We start from the raw sequence: 16,900 nt of genomic DNA, 5'->3' as shown, positions 1-16,900 counted from the left end.
GCGTATATTAGTTCGGGCGACGGCGAAGTCAAGCAAAATCTGCGCGGCCGCGACGCTGCGTGCACTGGCGCGCGGCGGGCGTCTCCGTATAATCCGTTCAGGCCCCGTGTTCCGCATGCCGCATGCCGCGGGACGCGCCGCCTGACACGATCTGCCCGGTCGGGCTTGTTGACTCGAAGGAGAATGAGAATGACGCGTACGATTGCTGCAATGCTGCTGGTGGTGACCGCCGCGCTCGCCGGTTGCAATACCGTTGCCGGCATGGGGCAGGACATTTCGAAGGGCGGCCAGGCGATCAGCGACACGGCTGAGAAGGCGAAGTAAGCCGAACGGTTCCGGCTTGCGCGGAACACACCGGCCCGTCCCGCCGTCGCGGGGCGGGCCGGTGTTTTTTTGCGGCCCGCGATAGAGGCCGCGTCACGCCGAACGCGGCGTCAGGCGCTTTCGACGAAGGCGTAGCGGCCGTCGATCTTGCGCGGCGAAAACCAGCCGAAGTCGGGGAACATCCGGTTCCGGACGAACCACACGTAGCCGACCAGGATCACGGTGACGGCGAGGCTCGGCAGGGCGGCGGACGGATCGCGACCGAGCGCGGCGATGGTTTTCGGCAGTTGCAGGAGCGACAGAACGATGAACGCGTGATACGCGCCGACGCGGTGAGTCGCGAAGCCCCAGATGAACAGCAGCGACAACGACACGGTCAGCGCGCCGAACAGCAGCGTCGCGCCGATGCCGAGCCCACCGGCGGCGAACACGTAGGCGAGCGCGACGCTGATCAATAGCTGCGCGACGCCCAGCCCGACCAGGATGCGCGTGTGCACGCGGTTTCTCCGACACAGCTCGGGATCGGGGCGCGACGCGATCAGGCGCGCGAGCAACTGTTCCTTGAGGCCGTGGCCCGCCAGCTCGGCGAGCACGTCGGCTTTCCTCGCGCCCGCGGACAACAGCGCCGCGATGCGTGTTTTGGCTTCCTTCTTGTTCATGGCGATGCGTATGCGTTCGGTGGTGGTCGAATGGCCAAGCCACGCGAATATTGCATCTTGCGCGACGCGGTGCAACGGTTTTGCCGCGCGCCGACACATTCCTACAATCGTTACCGTTGGCCGGTCACGCGGGATGCGCAGCGGACCGCATCACTCGGCGATCTGCGATGCGGAGGCGTCCGCCTGCGCCGCCGGTCGATGCGTCGTCGCATCACGCCGCCGCGTCGCGCCTACGAGCATCGCCGCGACGACGAGTGCAACGCCGAGTAGCTGCGTGCCGCCGAGCGTCTCACCGAACAGCGCCACCGCGAACAGCACGGCCGAGACCGGCGCGACGGCGGTGAACAGCGCCGCTTCGGTGCCGCTCGTGCGCGCCGAACCCGCGTACCAGCACACGTAGCCGAGCACGGTCGGCACCAGCGCGTAATACGCGATCGCGCCGACGGCGCCGAGCGTCCAGCCGCTCGCCAGCGCATGCCATTCGAACGCGGCCGGCACGAGGGCGAGCACGAAGCCGAGCCCCGACATCGCGGCAGACAGCGCGAGCGGCGACAGCGGCGTCGACAGCCGCCGGTTCAGCAGGATGAACACGGCTTCGCATGCGACGGCGGCCAGCACCAGCGCGTTGCCGGCGAGCGTGCGCAGCGACGGCATGGCGTGACCCGGCGCGAACGTGACGGTCAGCACGCCGGCGGTGGCGAGCGCGGCCGCGCACCAGTCGCGCGGCGTCTGGCGCTCGCGCAGCACGACGGCCGCGATCAGGGTCGACATCGCCGGCAGCGTGCCGAGCATCACGCCCGCATCGATCGGCGACGACAGTTTCGTGCCGCCGATCAGCAGCACCGTGTAGCCGACGCCGCCGGCCGCCGCCTGGACGACCAGCAGGATCGCGTCGCGTGTCGACACGCGCGGCCATCGTGCGCGCTGGATGCGCATCAGCGCGAGCAGCAACGGCGTTGCGATCAGGAAGCGCAGCGCGGTGGCGGTGAACGGCGGCAGGCCGCCGGCCGCGATGCGGCTCGCGATGACGGTGCTGCCGACGCCCGCCATCGCGGCGGTGAGATAGAGATAGCCGATCAGTCGTGTGTTCATGCGGCGCATCATCGCGGGTGACGATGCGGCCGTCTTGAATGAAATTGCGGGGGGGTTCCGGGCGGTGAGGGGCGGCGGGTGGTGTGGTCGTGCGGGGAGGGTGATTATCGTGTGCCGGGCGTGACTGCGATCGGGACCGTGACCGTGATTGCGATTGCGACTACGACTGCCGCTGCGCTACAACTGGGAATTCGACTTTGGCTTCGACTGGGGCTTCGGCTTCGGCTTCGACTGCGATTGCTATTTCGGCTACGACAGCGACAGCGATCGTGAGTACTGCCGCTACCGCCATCACCGCTCGGCGGCGATCATTGCTACCGACGCATCGCCAGCACCGCCCGCGCTATCGCGCGGAGCGTCATCCCGCCTGCAGGAATCGCCCCGGCGTGATCCCGAACTGGCGCGCGAACGCGCGCGTCAGATGACTCTGGTCGGCGAAGCCGGCTTCGGCCGCGGCATCCGCGATCGGCCGGCCGCTCGCAAGCAGCGCACGCGCGAGCCGCGTGCGCGACTGCATCAGATACGCGTGCGGCGTGACGCCCAGCTCGCGCGTGAACCCGCGCAACAACTGGAAGCGGCTCACGCCGCCGAGCCCGGCCAGTTCCGCAAGCGATGCCGGTTCGGCTGGCGCCGCGTCGAGCCGTTCCCGCGCGGCGCGGATCGCCGGCGCGACGCACGCAGCCCGCAGCGTGCGATTCGAATGCCGCGCGAGCAGCGCGGCCACCAGCATCACGAGCGCTTCGTCGCGTGCGAGAGGCGGCGCGTTGCCCGCGACGACCCGCGCATGCAGCCGAGCGAACGCGGCTACGAGCTGCTCGTCGCGCACGGCCGGGTTCGCGAGTTCCACACCGCCGATGCCTTCTTCCGCCGCTATGCCGGCAACCAGTGCGGGCGCGAGGTACAGCATTCGCCAGCGGCGACCGGTGCCCGCATCGATCGGCATGCCGTCGTGCATCTCACCGGGATTCACCATGATTGCGTCGCCGGCCAGAGCGTCGACCTGCCCGCGGCCGCTCCACGACCTGTGTGCGCCGCTGACGATCACGCCGACGCCGAATTCGTCGTGTGCGTGCCGCGGAAACGAGCGATCGGAATCAAGGCTGATCGCCTCGATGCCTTCGTCGGTTCGTCGGTAATGCGTGACACGGTGCATGCTCGCTCCTCGCTCCTCGCTCCTCGCTCCGCCGCGACGCGGATCAAATGCACTTTAGCGCGTTCCCGTATCGCGCGTCCCTCATCCGTTCGGCCGATACCGCGCGGCACACGCAACGTGCACCATGTACACATGAGCAGCGTAGACGGCCCGCCGGGCCGGAAGCTGTGCGGGAGAAAGCAATTGCTACGACGGCACCCGGTATTCCTTCAGGTCGGCGCGCTCGCGGAAGTCTTCGCGCCACACGCGAACGTACTCGCGCCCGTGCGCTCACTCGTCGGGCAGCCATGGCCCTTGCCGACGCGCGGGACGTGTGGCGCGCCAATACGTTCGAAGCCGGCGCGCTGCAATGGCGCGACACGGCGAGCGACGCAGGCGGACGCGCGCCGTGCCGCGTCACGCGGCCGCTTGAGGACCAGTACTTCGTCGACTACGTCGATCCCACCGAGCGCGCGACCTCCGTGAGCGTCGTGATCGACGTTGCGAACGACGTGTGGACATCGGTGACCGGCACACTCCAATCGATGCCGACGCGCCGCGATGGCTGCGATTGCGCGCGATCGATCCGCCGTCGCCGTCGCCTCGGCCGACAGCGCACGGACGCGCCCGCCGCCCCAGCTACAGCCAGCCGTTGTGGATGAACTCGACGACCGAGTACCGGCGCCGCTCGAGCGCGTGCTGCCGCACCGCCTCGACGATTCGCGACACGCCGTCCGCGTAGGGCGACGCGCCGTACACGCGCGATTCGAACTGGAGGCTGCACGCGCCATCGTCGATTCGGACCCGATGGAATGCATGGCGGCCGAGCTGATCGTCCGGAATCTGCAGGACATCGCGTTGCGCGTCGGGGTCGCGCACCGAGCGGATATCATGCGCCGGCACGCCGAGCGACCGGGCGATGCCGACCGCGGTGCCGGGCACGGACGTCTTGCTCGCCTGATGCGACTCCGTCACGCTGATGCGGCAGTCGCGAAACAGATGGCCGCTGGTGTCGAGCATGCTCATGAACTTCAGCATCAGGATGTTGGTGTTCGGGCACAGCACGACGGGGAAGTCGTACGATCCGGTTTCGAGCGCGGAGCCGGTGGACAGCTCGACGAGCGGCGAGCCGGTTGCATCGCAGAAGGCGATCACGGCGGGCAGCTCGCGGCCCGAGCCCGCATGCACGACGATCGCGCGGGTATCGGGGCGCGTGCGCTGCGGCCACGCGATCACGTCACAGGCGGCGGGATCGAGTCGGTGCGACGCGAGCAGTTCGGCGGCCAGTTTGCCGGTGCCGACGACGAGTACTTGCATGGAATGGGCGCGTGAGGTTGGAGTGGTGCCGTGCGGGCCGGACGCGGCGCTCTCGCGCCCGACGCGGCCGCGGTGCGCCGTGCGGCGCAGCGGCTTCGCGCATTATGCCCGCATGCCGAGCGGCTCGGTGCGTGCGCCGACGTGGCTGCCCGATCGCGCGGAGGTGTCGAGGCCGCCCGGCGGTCCTCAGCTACGCGCCGGATCGCGCGTAGCGCCTGCATCGATCGCGCACCGCGCATCATTCGACAGGCATCATTCAACTCGCATAGACCAAGGAGAACATATCGATGGAACACGACCTGCAAGGCAAGGCCGTTGCGATCACCGGCGGATTCGGCCATCTGGGCGTCGCCACGGCCGCATGGCTCGGCGGGCGCGGCGCCCGCGTCGCGCTGATCGGCCGCGGCCTGGCGCCCGAGCCACAGGCATTGCCCGACATACCGGCCGACGCGCTGCGCATCGGCGGCATCGATCTCGTCGATCCGCAGGCCGCCGTGCGTGCGCTGGAAACGGTCAATCGCGAATTCGGCAAGGTCGACGCGCTGCTGAACATCGCCGGCGCGTTCGTGTGGCAGACGATCGCCGACGGCGATGCAGCCACCTGGGACCGCATGTACGACCTGAACGTGAAGACGGCGTTGAACGCGTCGAAGGCCGCGCTGCCGTATCTGATCGCGAGCGGCGCCGGCCGCATCGTCAACATCGGCGCGGGCGCCGCGTCGAAGGCCGGCGCCGGAATGGGCGCATACGCGGCCGCGAAGGCTGGCGTCGCGCGGCTCACCGAGGCGCTGGCCGCGGAACTGCTCGATCGCGGCGTCACGGTGAACGCGCTGCTGCCGAGCATCATCGACACGCCGCCGAACCGCGCCGACATGCCGGATGCGGACTTCTCGCGCTGGGTGCGGCCCGAACAGCTCGCGGCGACGATCGGCTTTCTGCTGTCGGACGACGCGCAGGCGCTCACCGGCGCATCGATCCCGGTGAGCGGGCGGGTCGCGTAGCGACGCGACACGCGAGCGCATTCGGCTTCGGCATCACGGCAGGCGTAAGCGCACGCGCCACCGCGCGCGACGCCTGCCGGCCGATGTGCCGGCGAGACGCTGCGTGCATGCGTGAGCCTGCGTGCAGCCGGCCATCGCCTTATACTCCGCGTTCGACATCAACCGACCGAAGCCGTGACCAAGCCTGACGCTGCGGATGCGCCCGCCGACGATCCGCGTCCCATCCCGCCCGAACAACCTGAACTGGAAGACTGCTGCAACAGCGGCTGCTCGCCGTGCGTCTTCGACCTGTACGACGAAGCGCTTGCGCGCTATCGCGCCGAGCTCGCCGAATGGGAAGCGCGTCACGCGCCGCCCAAGCCGCAATCGTGAGCGGGCCGCTCGCAACGGCTCGCTCGTGCACCGCGTTCGTCATGTCGCGGCCGGCGATGCTGCGCCGCTGACCGTCACGCGCGCGCCTGCGTCCGCCGCTGCAGCGGCCCCAATGCTGCCGACAACACGACGCACGCGAGGAACACTGCCGTCAGCGCCCACATCGTCGCGCTGAACGCGTGCACGTAGGCGGGCGGCGCCGGTCGCGCGCCGAGCCGCGCGAAGAACAGGCCACCGAGCGCCGCCGCGCCGACCGCCGCACCGATCTGCAGCATCGCCGTCACCATGCCGGACGCGACGCCGGCGCGCGCGGCGTCGACTTCCGCGAGCACGATCCGCACGACCGAAGGCAGTACGAGGCCTTGCCCGATGCCGATCGCGGCGATCCCCGCATGAAAGCCCGGCCCGGGCGCGTGTTCGCTGGCCAGCGCGGCGGCCGTCGCGACGCCGGCCGCGAGCATCGCGAAGCCCAGCGTGAGTACGCGATGGCCGCCGAACCTGCCGACGAGCCGCGGCATCAGCAACGGGCTTGCCAGGAAGCCGACGCCGAGCGGCAGGATCGCGAGCCCAGACTGCAGCGCCGACCAGTTCAGGCATCCCTGCAGATAAATGCCGTAACTCAGGAAAAACGCGCTGAGCATGTAGAACAGGAACGCGAGCGTGAGGCCGAGCGCGATGACCGGATTGCGCAGCAGCCGCACGTCGAGCAACGGGTCGCGTCCACCGGCGAGCTGGCGCGTTTCGACCGCGAGCAGCGCGCCGAGCATCGGCACCGCGCCGGCCACGCACGCGACCATCCACAGCGGCCAGCCGGCTTCGCGCCCATGCGTGAGCGGATAGACGAGCATCAGCAGGAACAGCGACAGCAGCGCCGTGCCGGGGACGTCGATGCGCTGGCCGCGCGGCGGCCTGCTTTCGGGAATGAAGCGCCAACTGCCGAGCAGCGCGAGGATCCCGATCGGCACATTGACCAGGAAGATCGCGCGCCAGCCGAGACCGAACGGATGCAGCGCGATCAGCACGCCGCCGCCGAGCTGACCGATCACGGCCGCAAGCCCGAACACGAAACCGTAGAAGCCCATCACGCGCACCTGCTCGTGCGGGCTGAACACGCTGCGGATCGTCGCGAGTACCTGCGGCGCGAGGATCGCCGCGAACAGCCCCTGCAACACGCGACCGCCGACCAGCACCGCGCCGCTGTCGGCCAGCCCGCACAGCGCGGACGCCACGACGAAGCCCGCCATCCCGGTCATGAACATCCGCTTGCGGCCGTACAGGTCGCCGAGGCGCCCGCCCGTGATCTGCACGACCGCGTTCGCGCATGCATACGCCGACACGACGAGTTGCAGCTCGGCCGGCCGCGCGCCGATGCCGTCGCGGATGGCCGGCAGTGCGAGATTGACGATGAAGTAGTCGAGCGGCGGCAGGATGGCGCCGATCAGCAGCACGACGAGAGCCCAGCCGTGATGGCTGCGTGCCGGTGCTGCGGCCGCAGTCCCGGCCGGGGCTGCGGCGCAACGGGCGAGTGTGTTGTCGGTCATGAACGAAAGTCCGAAAGAATGAGGGCCGCGCGGCATGTCGGGTGGTGCCGAAATGGAGCGACGCGGCGGTTGACCGACATTCTGACCATCGTCCATGGTTCGGAAAAGCGTGAATTGGTGGTAGCATCCATCGGGTTATTCGATGGATGGGGTACGTGATGCGAGGTTTCGATCTGGATCAGTTGCGCACGTTCGCGGCGGTCGCGGACGCCGGCAGTCTGAGTGCGGCCGCGCCGTTGCTGCACTTGTCGCAGTCGACGGTCAGCGAGCAGGTGCGCAAGCTCGAATCGCGCGCCGGCATGTCGTTGTTCGTACGCAGCAAGCGCGGCGTCGAGCCGACGCCGGCCGGCGCGCGTCTGCTGCAACATGCGCGGCGCATCGTCGCGTTGAACGAGGCGGCGTTCGACGAGGTGCGCGGTCAGGCGATCAAGGGCGAGTTGCGCGTCGCGATCACCGACTACTACCGCACGCACGAAGTGGCGGGCCTGCTCGCGCGATTGCGCGAATGCTACCCGCAGCTGAGGCTGCACGTGAGCGCAATGAAGAGCATGGACATCGAAGCGGCCCATGCGCGCGGGCAGATCGATCTCGGCGTCGTGATGCACCTGTCGCGCGGGCCGTTCCGGCCTGCGTCGGCCGATACGCGCTGGGTGTTGCGGCGCGAGCCGCTGTCGTGGGTCGCGGCGCCGGCGCTGGCCGAACAGCTTCCGCAGCCGCTGCCGCTCGTGCTGCTGCCGGACGACTGCATGATGCATCAGATCGCCGTGCGCTCGCTCGATGAACAGCAGGTGCCGTACGGGCTCGTGCACAGCGCGTCGGGCGTCGCCGGGCTGCAGTCGTTGCTCGCGGCCGGGCTGGGCGTCGGCTGCCTGTGCGCGTCTTCGATCGGCGAAGGCCTCGTGCGGCTCGGGGCGAAATACCGGCTGCCGGCGCTGCCCGACGCGGTCTTTTCTCTGACGCCGCCGATGCCCGGCGAACGCGAGACGGTGACGCAGGCGCGTGAGGTGCTGTCGCGACAACTGCTGATGTGACGTCGGGGCGGGTGAGGGCGTCGCCGCGCTCGACGTGTATCGCGATGTGCTGCTTGCCAAGCTGAAGCGGTCGAAGCAGCCGGAGCGGTCGAAGCAGCCGGAGCGGTCGAAGCAGCCGGAGCGGTCGAAGCAGCCGGAGCGGTCGAAGCGGCCGGAGCAGCCGGAGCAGCCGGAGCGGTCGAAGCGGTCGAAGCGGTCGAAGCGGTCGAAGCGGCCGAAGCAACCGAAGCAACCGAAGCAACCGGAGCAACCGGAGCAACCGGAGCAACCGGAGCAACCGGAGCAACCGGAGCAACCGGAGCAACCGGAGTAGTCGAAGCGGCGCCCGCAGCCCAATCCCTCGACATCAACACCCGCAGCCCCACATCGCAAATAGCCGCTCCGTCGCCCGCCGCACGCATCGCACCACCCGCCCAGCCATTCACGCGTACCGCAGCATCGAAGAACTCTACTCGCCGCCCCCCTCGGCATACCCGCGCAGCCCGTTCGCGAGCGCGTCGAACACGACGCGACAGCGCGGGCTCGTGCGCAGATCCTCGTGCATGACCACCCAGGTCTCCAACGCGAGCGCGGGCGTATCCGGCAGCACGCGAACGAGCCGCGCATCGCGCCTGGCGAGCGCGCTCTGACAGAAACCGATCCCGTACCCCGCACGGATCATCGCCAGTTGCGCGAGATTGCTGTCGGTGCGCAGCGCGAACGCGTCGCGCTTCCACTGCGGCATCGCGCGGCCGGCCGCGCGAATGAACGGCGTCACCGTATCGAAACCGATCAGCGCGTGACGCGCGAGCTCATCGACCGTCGACGGCGCGCCGTTGCGCGCGAGATAGTCGTCGCGCGCATGCAGCGCGACCTCGATCGCGCCGATGCGCCGCGCGACGAGCGCGTCCTGCGCGGGCGGCGCCATGCGCACCGCAATATCGGCTTCGCGGTTCAGCACGTCCTGGATGCGGTCAGTCGAGACCAGTTCGATCACGAGCCCCGGATGGTCGCGGTGCAATTGCGCGAGCATCGGCGGCAGCACTTCGACCGCGATCACGTCGCTCGCCGAAATGCGGACGATCCCGCGCACGCCGGCGCCGTGGCTCGCGGCCGCGCGCTCGAACGCGGCGGCCGCACTGCGCAGCGCCTCCGCGTGACCGCGCAGCGCCACGGCCGCCTCGGTCGGGAGAAGCCCCGACGGCGATCGCGTGAACAAGGTCTGGCCGAATGCGGCCTCGAGCGCCGCGACGTGACGCCCGGCCGTCGGCTGCGTGATGCCGAGCGCGCGCGCCGCGCCCGACAGCGACCCTTCCGTCAGCACGGCGAGGAAGGTGCGGTAGCGTTCCCAGTTCAGATCGGTGGTCATGCATAAATGTATAGCCGATCGCTCAGGCTCAGCAATTCATTATTAGCCCGCTCCGGCCGAGAATGGCGACCGACAACGGTTCGATCACGGAGGGCGGTCATGACGGCAGGCGCAGCGGGGACACAACGGCAGGTACTCGTGCTTGGCGCGAGCGGCGGAATCGGCGGCGAGGTCGCGCGGCAATTGCGCGATGCCGGCTGGCAGGTGCGCGCGTTGAGCCGCAGTCTCGACGCCGCGAGCGTGGAGCGCGACGGCATCGGATGGGTGCGCGGCGACGCGCTCGACCGCGACGCGGTGCTTCGTGCGGCACGCGGCTGCAGCGTGCTGGTGCACGCGGTGAACCCGCCCGGTTACCGGAACTGGTCGACGCAGGTGCTGCCGATGCTCGACAACACGATCGCGGCGGCCACCCGCGAGCAGGCGACGATCGTGCTGCCCGGTACGGTCTACAACTTCGGTCCGGACGCGTTTGCGCTGCTGCACGAGGACGCGCCGCAGCGGCCGGTGACGCGCAAGGGCGCGATCCGCGTCGAGATGGAGCGGCGGTTGCAGGCGGCGACGGCGAACCGCGTGCGCACGATCGTCGTGCGGGCCGGCGATTTTTTCGGTCCCCGCGCGGGCAACAACTGGTTCGGGCAGGGCATGGTGAAGGCGGGGCGTCCGGTCACGGCGATCAGCGTCCCGGGGCGGCCGGGCGTCGGCCATCAATGGGCATACCTGCCGGATGTCGCGCGCACGATGGTCGAACTGCTCGAGCGGCGCGATGCGCTGGAGCCATTCGCGCGTTTCCATCTCGGCGGCCACTGGGACGCGGACGGCATGCAGCTGGCGCAGGCCGTCCGTCGCGTGGCGCAGCGGCACGGGTTGCGGCCGACGATCCGGCAGTTCCCCTGGTGGCTCGTATGGGCCGCGGCGCCATTCGTCACGACGATGCGCGAGATGCTCGAGATGCGGTATCTGTGGCGCGAACCGCTGCGGATGGAGAACGCGCGGCTGACCGCGGTGCTGGGGCGCGAACCACTGACGCCGCTCGACACAGCGGTGGAGACGACGCTGGCGGGGCTCGGCTGCTTGTCGTGAACGGAGGCGGCGGTCGGAGGCCACGCGAGGAAGGCGCCGAATACGGAGAACAGACGAACGTGCGGCACCGAGCGAACCGATCGAGCGAACGGACATAACGAACCCCACGCACCCCGTGAACAGCTGCCACCCCGCGCCGACCGAACGCGCGGCGCGCATCCAGGTGCGGTAGGCGTATTCGAACGCGAGCGTCGACACGTCCACGATCCATGCGCCGCCATCGGCGACGCGCGGCGCACCGGCTACGAACGACGCGGTCGCCCCTCGCGGCGAAGCGGCGAACACGCGCAGCGCCGATGCCGGCACCCGCGCCGGTGACCGCAATCATGCGGGGACGCACATAGCTCATGCGTTGCTCCGCAAAGATGCCTTGCCTCGTCACCGTACGCGGCGCGGTCGTACGCCGGCATCCGCGGAAAGGATGAATGCGATCGCCCGCACGATCCAAGCGGGCTGCCGCTGCCGGCCTGACCGGCGGCCAGACGCGCCATTTTGCAAAGGCTGACGATGTCCTGCACCGAATCGCTCTATCCTCCGTATTTTTGCGACAAGTCGTAAAAGCCCCGGCAAAATAGCGCGAAGGCCGGTGCCAAGGCCAGTGCAGACGCCATCGCCAACACCCGGCGGCGCGCCGCACAGCGCGCAACCGCCGACAGCGCCGCTGCCGCCAACTCACAGCCGATGCACCTGCATCGCGTGCGCCGAAGCCTCGTGCAACGGCGGCGCACTGCCCGTTGCGCGAACGGCACGGATTCGACAAGACAGGGAGGAGCCAGCAATGAGGCTGGACGACGAAAGAGAAAGCGTGAACGTCGAGGATCGACGCGGCGGCGGCTTCGGCGGCGGGCGCGCGACGATCGGCATCGGCACGATCGTGGTCGCGCTGGCCGTATCGTATTTCTTCGGGATCGATCCGCGCGTCGTGCTGCAAGGCGCGTCGGCGTTGCAGGGCCGCGAGCAGCAGACGCAGCCGGCGCCCACGCAGCATCAGGGCGCGCCGGCGAACGATGCGGGCGCGTTGTTCACGCGCAAGGTGCTCGGAAATATCGAGCGCACGTGGACGGGTGTGTTCAGCACGCAGCTGCATGCGCAATACGAGCCGCCGAAGCTGGTGATGTTCACGAATTCGACGCCGACCGCGTGCGGCACCGGCCAGACCGCGATGGGCCCGTTCTATTGTCCGGCCGACCGCAAGGTGTACATCGACCTCGGCTTCTATGACGAATTGCGCAAGCGCTTCGGTGCGGGCGGCGATTTTGCGCAGGCCTACGTGATCGCCCACGAAGTCGGCCATCACGTGCAGAACCTGCTCGGCATTTCGGACAAGGTCGATGCCGCGCGCCGGCGTTCGAGCCAGACGCGCGCGAACGCGCTGTCGGTGCGGATGGAACTGCAGGCCGACTGCTTCGCGGGCGTGTGGGCGAACAACGCGCAGCGCGCGAACCAGCACCTGATGGAGCCCGGCGATTTCGAGCAGGGGCTGAAGGCGGCCGCCGCGATCGGCGACGACCGGCTGCAGCAGCAGAGCCAGGGCTACGTCGTGCCGGAGAGCTTCACGCACGGCACCAGCGAGCAGCGCGTGTACTGGCTGCGGCGCGGGATGGAGTCGGGTCAGGTGAGCGCCTGCGACACGTTCGCCGCGAACCCGAACCGATAGCCGCCGACGCCGACGCGGCCCAGCGCGCAGCGGCACGCGCATCGCCGGGCCGCCGGTGCGGCGGCTCGTCCATCACGAATTGCGACACGGCGGCGGCCGGCGCCATCGCGATCCGCACGCGCGCGCCAACCCGGCCGCGATCTCTCGCTGACACACCGTCTCTCGTCCTGCGCCGTCCAGCTGCCATCAATCCGTAACGATCGACGTGAACAATGGCGGTCGCTTCAGATCGACGGAAGCATAGCCATCGCTGCACACGTGTGCAGCGCGAGGCCGACCTGCCACCACGCCGAACGAGAGAGACCACATGACCTTGCTGAGCCGTCTGCGCGCGCTGTCCGCCGCCGTTACGCTGTCCGTTGCCGCTTCGCATGCCTTCGCGGCGGATCTCGTCATCGCGGGCCGCGACGACATCTACGGCAAGGGGCTCGCCGACGCCGTCGCCGGTTTCAACAAGCTGCATCCGGGCACCGACATCGAGCTGCTCAAGCTGCCGAACGCGAACCTGTACCAGAAGCTGAAGCTGTCGATGCGCGAAGGCACCGGCACGTACGACCTCGTGATGATGGACGACACGTGGGCGCCCGAATTCATCGGCAACGGCTGGTTGAAGCCGCTGCCCGCGGCGCTCGCCGACGCGGACCTCGTGCCGTCCGCGGTCGCGCTCGGCCGGAATGCGTCAGGCGCGCTGTACGCGCTGCCGATCGTCGGCAACGTCGAGATGTTCGCTTACCGCAAGGATCTGCTCGCGAAGTACCGCCTGCAGCCGCCGCGCAACTGGGACGACGTGCTGAAAATCGCACAGACCGTCGGCGCGGCGGACCGCAGCATGTCGGGCGTCGTGTTTCGCGGCACCAAGGGCAATCCGATCGTGACCGGCTTTCTGCCGATCCTGTGGGCGTACGGCGGCGACGTGTTCGATCGCGCCGGCAACGTGACGATCGATTCGCGCGAGGCGCAGGCCGCGCTGAAGACCTTCGTCGCGTTGAAGGCGTATGCGCCGAAGGACGTCGACGTGTACGGCGCCGCCGAAGTGCGCGACGCGCTGCAACGCGGCGCCGCCGCGCAGTCGATCGAGGTGTGGCCGGCGTGGATTCCGGCGCTCGACGATCCGAAGCAGTCGCGCGTGGCCGGGCAGATCGCGCTGCAGCCGCCGCCCGGCCAGACGGCCGGCCCGGCGCCGATGCTCGGCATCTGGCAGATGGGCATTCCGAAGGATGCGCCGCACGCGAAGCTCGCGCAGGACTTCCTCGCGTACCTGAGCTCGCGCGACACGCAGACGCGGCTCGCGGCGCTCGGCATTCCGCCGACGCGCCGCAGCGTGTTCGCCGATCCGGCGCTGGTGCGCCAGTATCGCTGGTATCCCGATCAACTGAAGGCGCTCGAAGCGGGCCGCGCGCGGCCGCGCGTGAAGGACTGGCAACAGGTCGAGAGCATTCTCGGCGATCAACTGCAGCTCGCGCTGACCGGGCAGGCCGCGCCCGACGCGGCGCTGCGCCAGGCACAGCAGAAGATCGCGCAGGCGATGGCCGCGGCCGGCAAGTGACGGCGCGCGTCCATGCGCGCGGCGGCGTCGCGCGCGTCAAGCCGTTGGTCCGCAGTCTGCCGTTCGTCGCGCTGCTCGGCCCCGCGCTGCTGGTGCTGGCCGCGCTCGCGCTGTACCCGGTCGCGCAGGTGCTGGTCGACTCGTTCTGCCGCGTCGACTATACGGCGGGCCGCCGCGCGTTCGCGGGGCTCGCGAACTATCGCGCGGTGCTCGGCGACGACGCCTTCTCCGCCGGCTTCGGCAATACGCTGCGGTTCACGATCGTCGCGTCGCTCGCCGAAGTGGCGCTCGGCTTCGGCCTCGCGCTGTTGTTCGTGCGCGCTTTCCCCGGGCGGCGCATCGCGCTGCCGCTCGCGATTCTGCCGATGATGCTGTCGACGCTCGTGTGCTCGGCGATCTGGCGCAACTGGCTGAACTTCGACGGCTTCCTCAATGCGCTGCTCGCCGCGCTCGGCATCGAAGGCGTGCGCTGGCTGTCCGATCCGCATCTCGCGCTGTGGTCGCTCGCGCTGGTCGACGTGTGGCAGTGGACGCCAATGGCGTTCCTGATCGTGCTGGCCGGGCTGCAATCGATTCCCCACGAGCTCTATGAAGCCGCGCGCACCGACGGCGCGAGCGAATGGCAGTGCCTGCGCGACATCACGCTGCCGCTCGCGGCGCCGCAGATCGGCCTCGCGCTGCTGCTGCGCTCGATCGACACGTTCAAGCTGTTCGACAAGGTCTATGCGCTGACGGGCGGCGGCCCCGGCAACGCGACGCAGACCTTGTCGACCTACATCTACGACACGGGCTTCCGCTTTTTCGACGTCGGAACGGCGAGCGCCGCGTCGGTGCTGATGCTCGCGGCGTCCGCACTGCTGGTCTCGGGATACGTATGGCAAACGGTTCGCAAGCGGCGCGCGTGACGCCGCAACGCGTCGGCAGCGCGCCTGCGCGCGCGGGCGCCGCGCTCGCGCACGCGGCGCCGTGGGCGCTGCGCCTCGTCGCGCTCGCGTTGCTGTTGCTGCCGTGTCTGTGGATGGCCGGCGCCGCGTTCATGCCGACGCTCGAACGGCTCGACCATCCGCTGCGGATCTGGCCGGCCGCGCCGACGCTCGAGCATTTTGCGTCGGTATGGTCGAACGGCATCGGCGCGCCGCTCGCCAATTCGCTGCTGGTCGGCTTCGGCACGACGCTGCTCGCGCTGGTGCTCGCGTTTCCGGCCGCGTACGCGCTCGTGCGGCTGCGATTTCCCGCGCGGCTCGACGTGCTGTTCCTGATGCTCGTGCTCGCGTTGAAGCTGATGCCGCCGATCACGATCGCGGTGCCGCTGTTCGCGCTCGCGAAGCGCCTGCATCTGCTCGACTCGACGCCCGGCCTGATGCTCGCGTATCAGCTGTACGCGCTGCCGATGGCGATCTGGATGCTGCTCGCGTTCGTGCGCGACGTGCCGCTCGAATACGAGGAGGCCGCGTGCATCGACGGTGCGGGGCTCGCGCGCCGGCTCGTGCAGATCGTGCTGCCGCTGTGCGCGCCGGGGTTGATCGCGACCGCGATCTTCGTGTTCATCGCCGCATGGAACGAATTCCTGATCGCGCTGCTGTTCGTGTCGACGCCAAGCCGCTTCACGCTGCCGCTCGCGATCGCCGGCTACGTGACCGAGAACGGCATCGACTGGGGCGACCTCATGAGCGCGGGGCTGCTCGCGTCGCTGCCGACGCTCGCCATGGCCGGCTACGTGCAGCGCTACCTGCTGCGCGGCTTCGCGGGCGGGCTGAAGTGACGGCGCGCGTCACGCGCAACTGTGCCGCACCACGTGCGTGACCGGCACGACGCGCGTGCGCGACGCGCCGTCGAATGCGCTGATCCGGTCGGCGAGCAGGTCGACGGCCGCGTGCGCGAGACCTTGCGTATCCTGGCGCAGCGTCGTGAGCCGGTACGCGTCGTATGCGGCGGCGGGGATGTCGTCGAAGCCGATCACGCGGACGTCGTCGGGCACGCGCAGGCCGAACGCGGCGCGCGCGGCGTCGATCACGCCGAGCGCGAGCAGGTCGGACGAACAGAACACGCCGTCCGGGCGGTGGTCGGCCGCGAACAGCTGCTGCGCGGCGTCGAGGCCGCACGCATGCGTGTCGGATGCCGTATCGATCACGCTCGCGAGCGTCGCGCCGGACATGTTGCCGCGTTGCAGCGCGTGCGCGAACGCGTCGGCGCGCGAGCGCGCGCTGAAGCTCGCGGTATGCGGGCCAACGAACGCGAGCCGGCGTGCGCCGGCGCGCACGAGACGCTGCGCGGCCTCGGCGGCGCCGGCCGCGTTGTCGCTGACGACGACGTCCGCGCCGGCCAGATTCGCTTCCCGGTTGATCATCACGACCGGAATCCGGTGCGCGAGATATTGCCGCGCGACCGACAGCGGCGGCGACGCGGACGTCATCACGAGACCGGCGACGCGGTAGCTGAGCAGCCGTTCGAGCGCTTGCCGGAGCTGCTGCGGGTCGTCGGCGTTGGTCACGAGCGGCGTGAATGCGCGCTGCCCGAGCACGGCCATCAGGTCCGACAGCAGCCGCGCGCGCAACGGGTTCTCGAAACCCGCGGTCACGACGCCGATCATGCTGCTGCGCTGCGTGATCATGTCGCGCGCGATCAGGTTGACCTGATAGCCGAGCGCACGCGCGGCGGCCATCACGCGTTCGCGCGTGTCGGGCGCGATGCTCGCCGTCGACGAGAACGCGCGCGACACCGCGGAGCGCGACACGCCGGCGCGCGCGGCGACGTCCGACGCCGTGACCCAGGTTTTCCTTTCCTTGCCGATCATCGACAC

The 16,900-nt window shown here is 69.6% G+C and carries 17 protein-coding genes; 10 read left to right on the top strand and 7 right to left on the bottom strand.

The annotated features are described in order from the left end of the window. The first annotated feature begins 189 nt into the window (after nt 1-189). Nucleotides 190-324: an entericidin A/B family lipoprotein gene (locus EX20_RS18410; RefSeq protein ID WP_009688930.1), complete on the top strand. Its 135-nt coding sequence runs from the start codon at nt 190-192 to the stop codon at nt 322-324. A 110-nt stretch (nt 325-434) separates the two neighbouring features. Here the strand turns inward: EX20_RS18410 and EX20_RS18405 are convergent, their stop codons facing one another. The 3 genes from EX20_RS18405 to EX20_RS18395 all read right to left on the bottom strand — a co-directional run bounded on the left by EX20_RS18405 (nt 435) and on the right by EX20_RS18395 (nt 3,228). After that, nucleotides 435-983, bottom strand: a complete 549-nt coding sequence (locus tag EX20_RS18405) for a hypothetical protein (protein ID WP_034194326.1) — start codon at nt 981-983, stop codon at nt 435-437. A gap of 150 nt (nt 984-1,133) precedes the next feature. Next, nucleotides 1,134-2,075, bottom strand: coding sequence for a DMT family transporter (locus EX20_RS18400; RefSeq protein WP_034194325.1), 942 nt, complete (start codon nt 2,073-2,075; stop codon nt 1,134-1,136). A gap of 358 nt (nt 2,076-2,433) precedes the next feature. Beyond that, nucleotides 2,434-3,228: an AraC family transcriptional regulator gene (locus EX20_RS18395; RefSeq protein WP_034194294.1), complete on the bottom strand. Its 795-nt coding sequence runs from the start codon at nt 3,226-3,228 to the stop codon at nt 2,434-2,436. Between the two features lie 287 nt (nt 3,229-3,515). On the opposite strand from EX20_RS18395, the gene EX20_RS18390 reads away from it, so the two are divergent. Continuing rightward, the gene (locus EX20_RS18390; protein ID WP_051974447.1) at nt 3,516-3,869 is read left to right on the top strand and encodes a MoaF N-terminal domain-containing protein; all 354 of its coding nucleotides are present in this window, start codon (nt 3,516-3,518) and stop codon (nt 3,867-3,869) included. Here the strand turns inward: EX20_RS18390 and EX20_RS18385 are convergent. After that, the gene (locus tag EX20_RS18385; RefSeq protein ID WP_011882572.1) at nt 3,847-4,524 is read right to left on the bottom strand and encodes a dihydrodipicolinate reductase C-terminal domain-containing protein; all 678 of its coding nucleotides are present in this window, start codon (nt 4,522-4,524) and stop codon (nt 3,847-3,849) included. The two genes, EX20_RS18390 and EX20_RS18385, sit on opposite strands and share 23 nt — an antisense overlap. 287 nt (nt 4,525-4,811) lie before the next feature. Here EX20_RS18385 and EX20_RS18380 point away from each other — a divergent pair, with 287 nt between their 5' ends. Then, the gene (locus EX20_RS18380; protein WP_034194293.1) at nt 4,812-5,525 is read left to right on the top strand and encodes an SDR family NAD(P)-dependent oxidoreductase; all 714 of its coding nucleotides are present in this window, start codon (nt 4,812-4,814) and stop codon (nt 5,523-5,525) included. A gap of 174 nt (nt 5,526-5,699) precedes the next feature. Continuing rightward, on the top strand, nt 5,700-5,897 hold the full coding sequence (locus EX20_RS18375; protein ID WP_034194292.1) for an oxidoreductase-like domain-containing protein: 198 nt from the start codon (nt 5,700-5,702) through the stop codon (nt 5,895-5,897). Between the two features lie 74 nt (nt 5,898-5,971). On the opposite strand, the gene EX20_RS18370 is transcribed toward EX20_RS18375, so the two are convergent. Then, the gene (locus tag EX20_RS18370; RefSeq protein ID WP_034194291.1) at nt 5,972-7,438 is read right to left on the bottom strand and encodes an MFS transporter; all 1,467 of its coding nucleotides are present in this window, start codon (nt 7,436-7,438) and stop codon (nt 5,972-5,974) included. A gap of 158 nt (nt 7,439-7,596) precedes the next feature. On the opposite strand from EX20_RS18370, the gene EX20_RS18365 reads away from it, so the two are divergent. Next, nucleotides 7,597-8,469: a LysR family transcriptional regulator gene (locus EX20_RS18365; protein ID WP_011882568.1), complete on the top strand. Its 873-nt coding sequence runs from the start codon at nt 7,597-7,599 to the stop codon at nt 8,467-8,469. A 448-nt stretch (nt 8,470-8,917) separates the two neighbouring features. Here the strand turns inward: EX20_RS18365 and EX20_RS18355 are convergent, their stop codons facing one another. Beyond that, nucleotides 8,918-9,817, bottom strand: a complete 900-nt coding sequence (locus EX20_RS18355; protein ID WP_034194289.1) for a LysR family transcriptional regulator — start codon at nt 9,815-9,817, stop codon at nt 8,918-8,920. 99 nt (nt 9,818-9,916) lie between these two features. Here EX20_RS18355 and EX20_RS18350 point away from each other — a divergent pair, with 99 nt between their 5' ends. The 5 genes from EX20_RS18350 (at nt 9,917) to EX20_RS18330 (ending at nt 15,862) form a co-directional block, all read left to right on the top strand. After that, nucleotides 9,917-10,897, top strand: a complete 981-nt coding sequence (locus EX20_RS18350; protein WP_034194288.1) for an NAD-dependent epimerase/dehydratase family protein — start codon at nt 9,917-9,919, stop codon at nt 10,895-10,897. A 778-nt stretch (nt 10,898-11,675) separates the two neighbouring features. Beyond that, nucleotides 11,676-12,554, top strand: a complete 879-nt coding sequence (locus EX20_RS18345) for a KPN_02809 family neutral zinc metallopeptidase (protein ID WP_034194287.1) — start codon at nt 11,676-11,678, stop codon at nt 12,552-12,554. 307 nt (nt 12,555-12,861) lie between these two features. Further along, nucleotides 12,862-14,100 carry an ABC transporter substrate-binding protein gene (locus EX20_RS18340; RefSeq protein WP_011882563.1) on the top strand — a complete coding sequence of 413 codons (1,239 nt, stop codon included), beginning with the start codon at nt 12,862-12,864 and terminating at the stop codon, nt 14,098-14,100. Next, the gene (locus tag EX20_RS18335; RefSeq protein ID WP_081350652.1) at nt 14,097-15,005 is read left to right on the top strand and encodes a carbohydrate ABC transporter permease; all 909 of its coding nucleotides are present in this window, start codon (nt 14,097-14,099) and stop codon (nt 15,003-15,005) included. The genes EX20_RS18340 and EX20_RS18335 overlap by 4 nt, the downstream gene beginning before the upstream one ends. Continuing rightward, entirely contained in the window at nt 14,975-15,862 is an 888-nt protein-coding gene (locus EX20_RS18330; protein ID WP_045577831.1) for a carbohydrate ABC transporter permease, read from the top strand. Before EX20_RS18335 ends, EX20_RS18330 begins: the two co-directional genes overlap by 31 nt. A gap of 9 nt (nt 15,863-15,871) precedes the next feature. On the opposite strand, the gene EX20_RS18325 is transcribed toward EX20_RS18330, so the two are convergent. Next, nucleotides 15,872-16,894: a LacI family DNA-binding transcriptional regulator gene (locus tag EX20_RS18325; RefSeq protein ID WP_034194322.1), complete on the bottom strand. Its 1,023-nt coding sequence runs from the start codon at nt 16,892-16,894 to the stop codon at nt 15,872-15,874. Nucleotides 16,895-16,900: the final 6 nt, after the last annotated feature.

The sequence above is a fragment of the Burkholderia sp. WP42 genome (genome assembly GCF_000745665.1).
Lineage (GTDB): Bacteria > Pseudomonadota > Gammaproteobacteria > Burkholderiales > Burkholderiaceae > Burkholderia > Burkholderia vietnamiensis.
The sequence above is the reverse complement of the archived record's forward strand: the minus strand, read 5'-3'. Positions and strand labels throughout refer to the sequence as shown.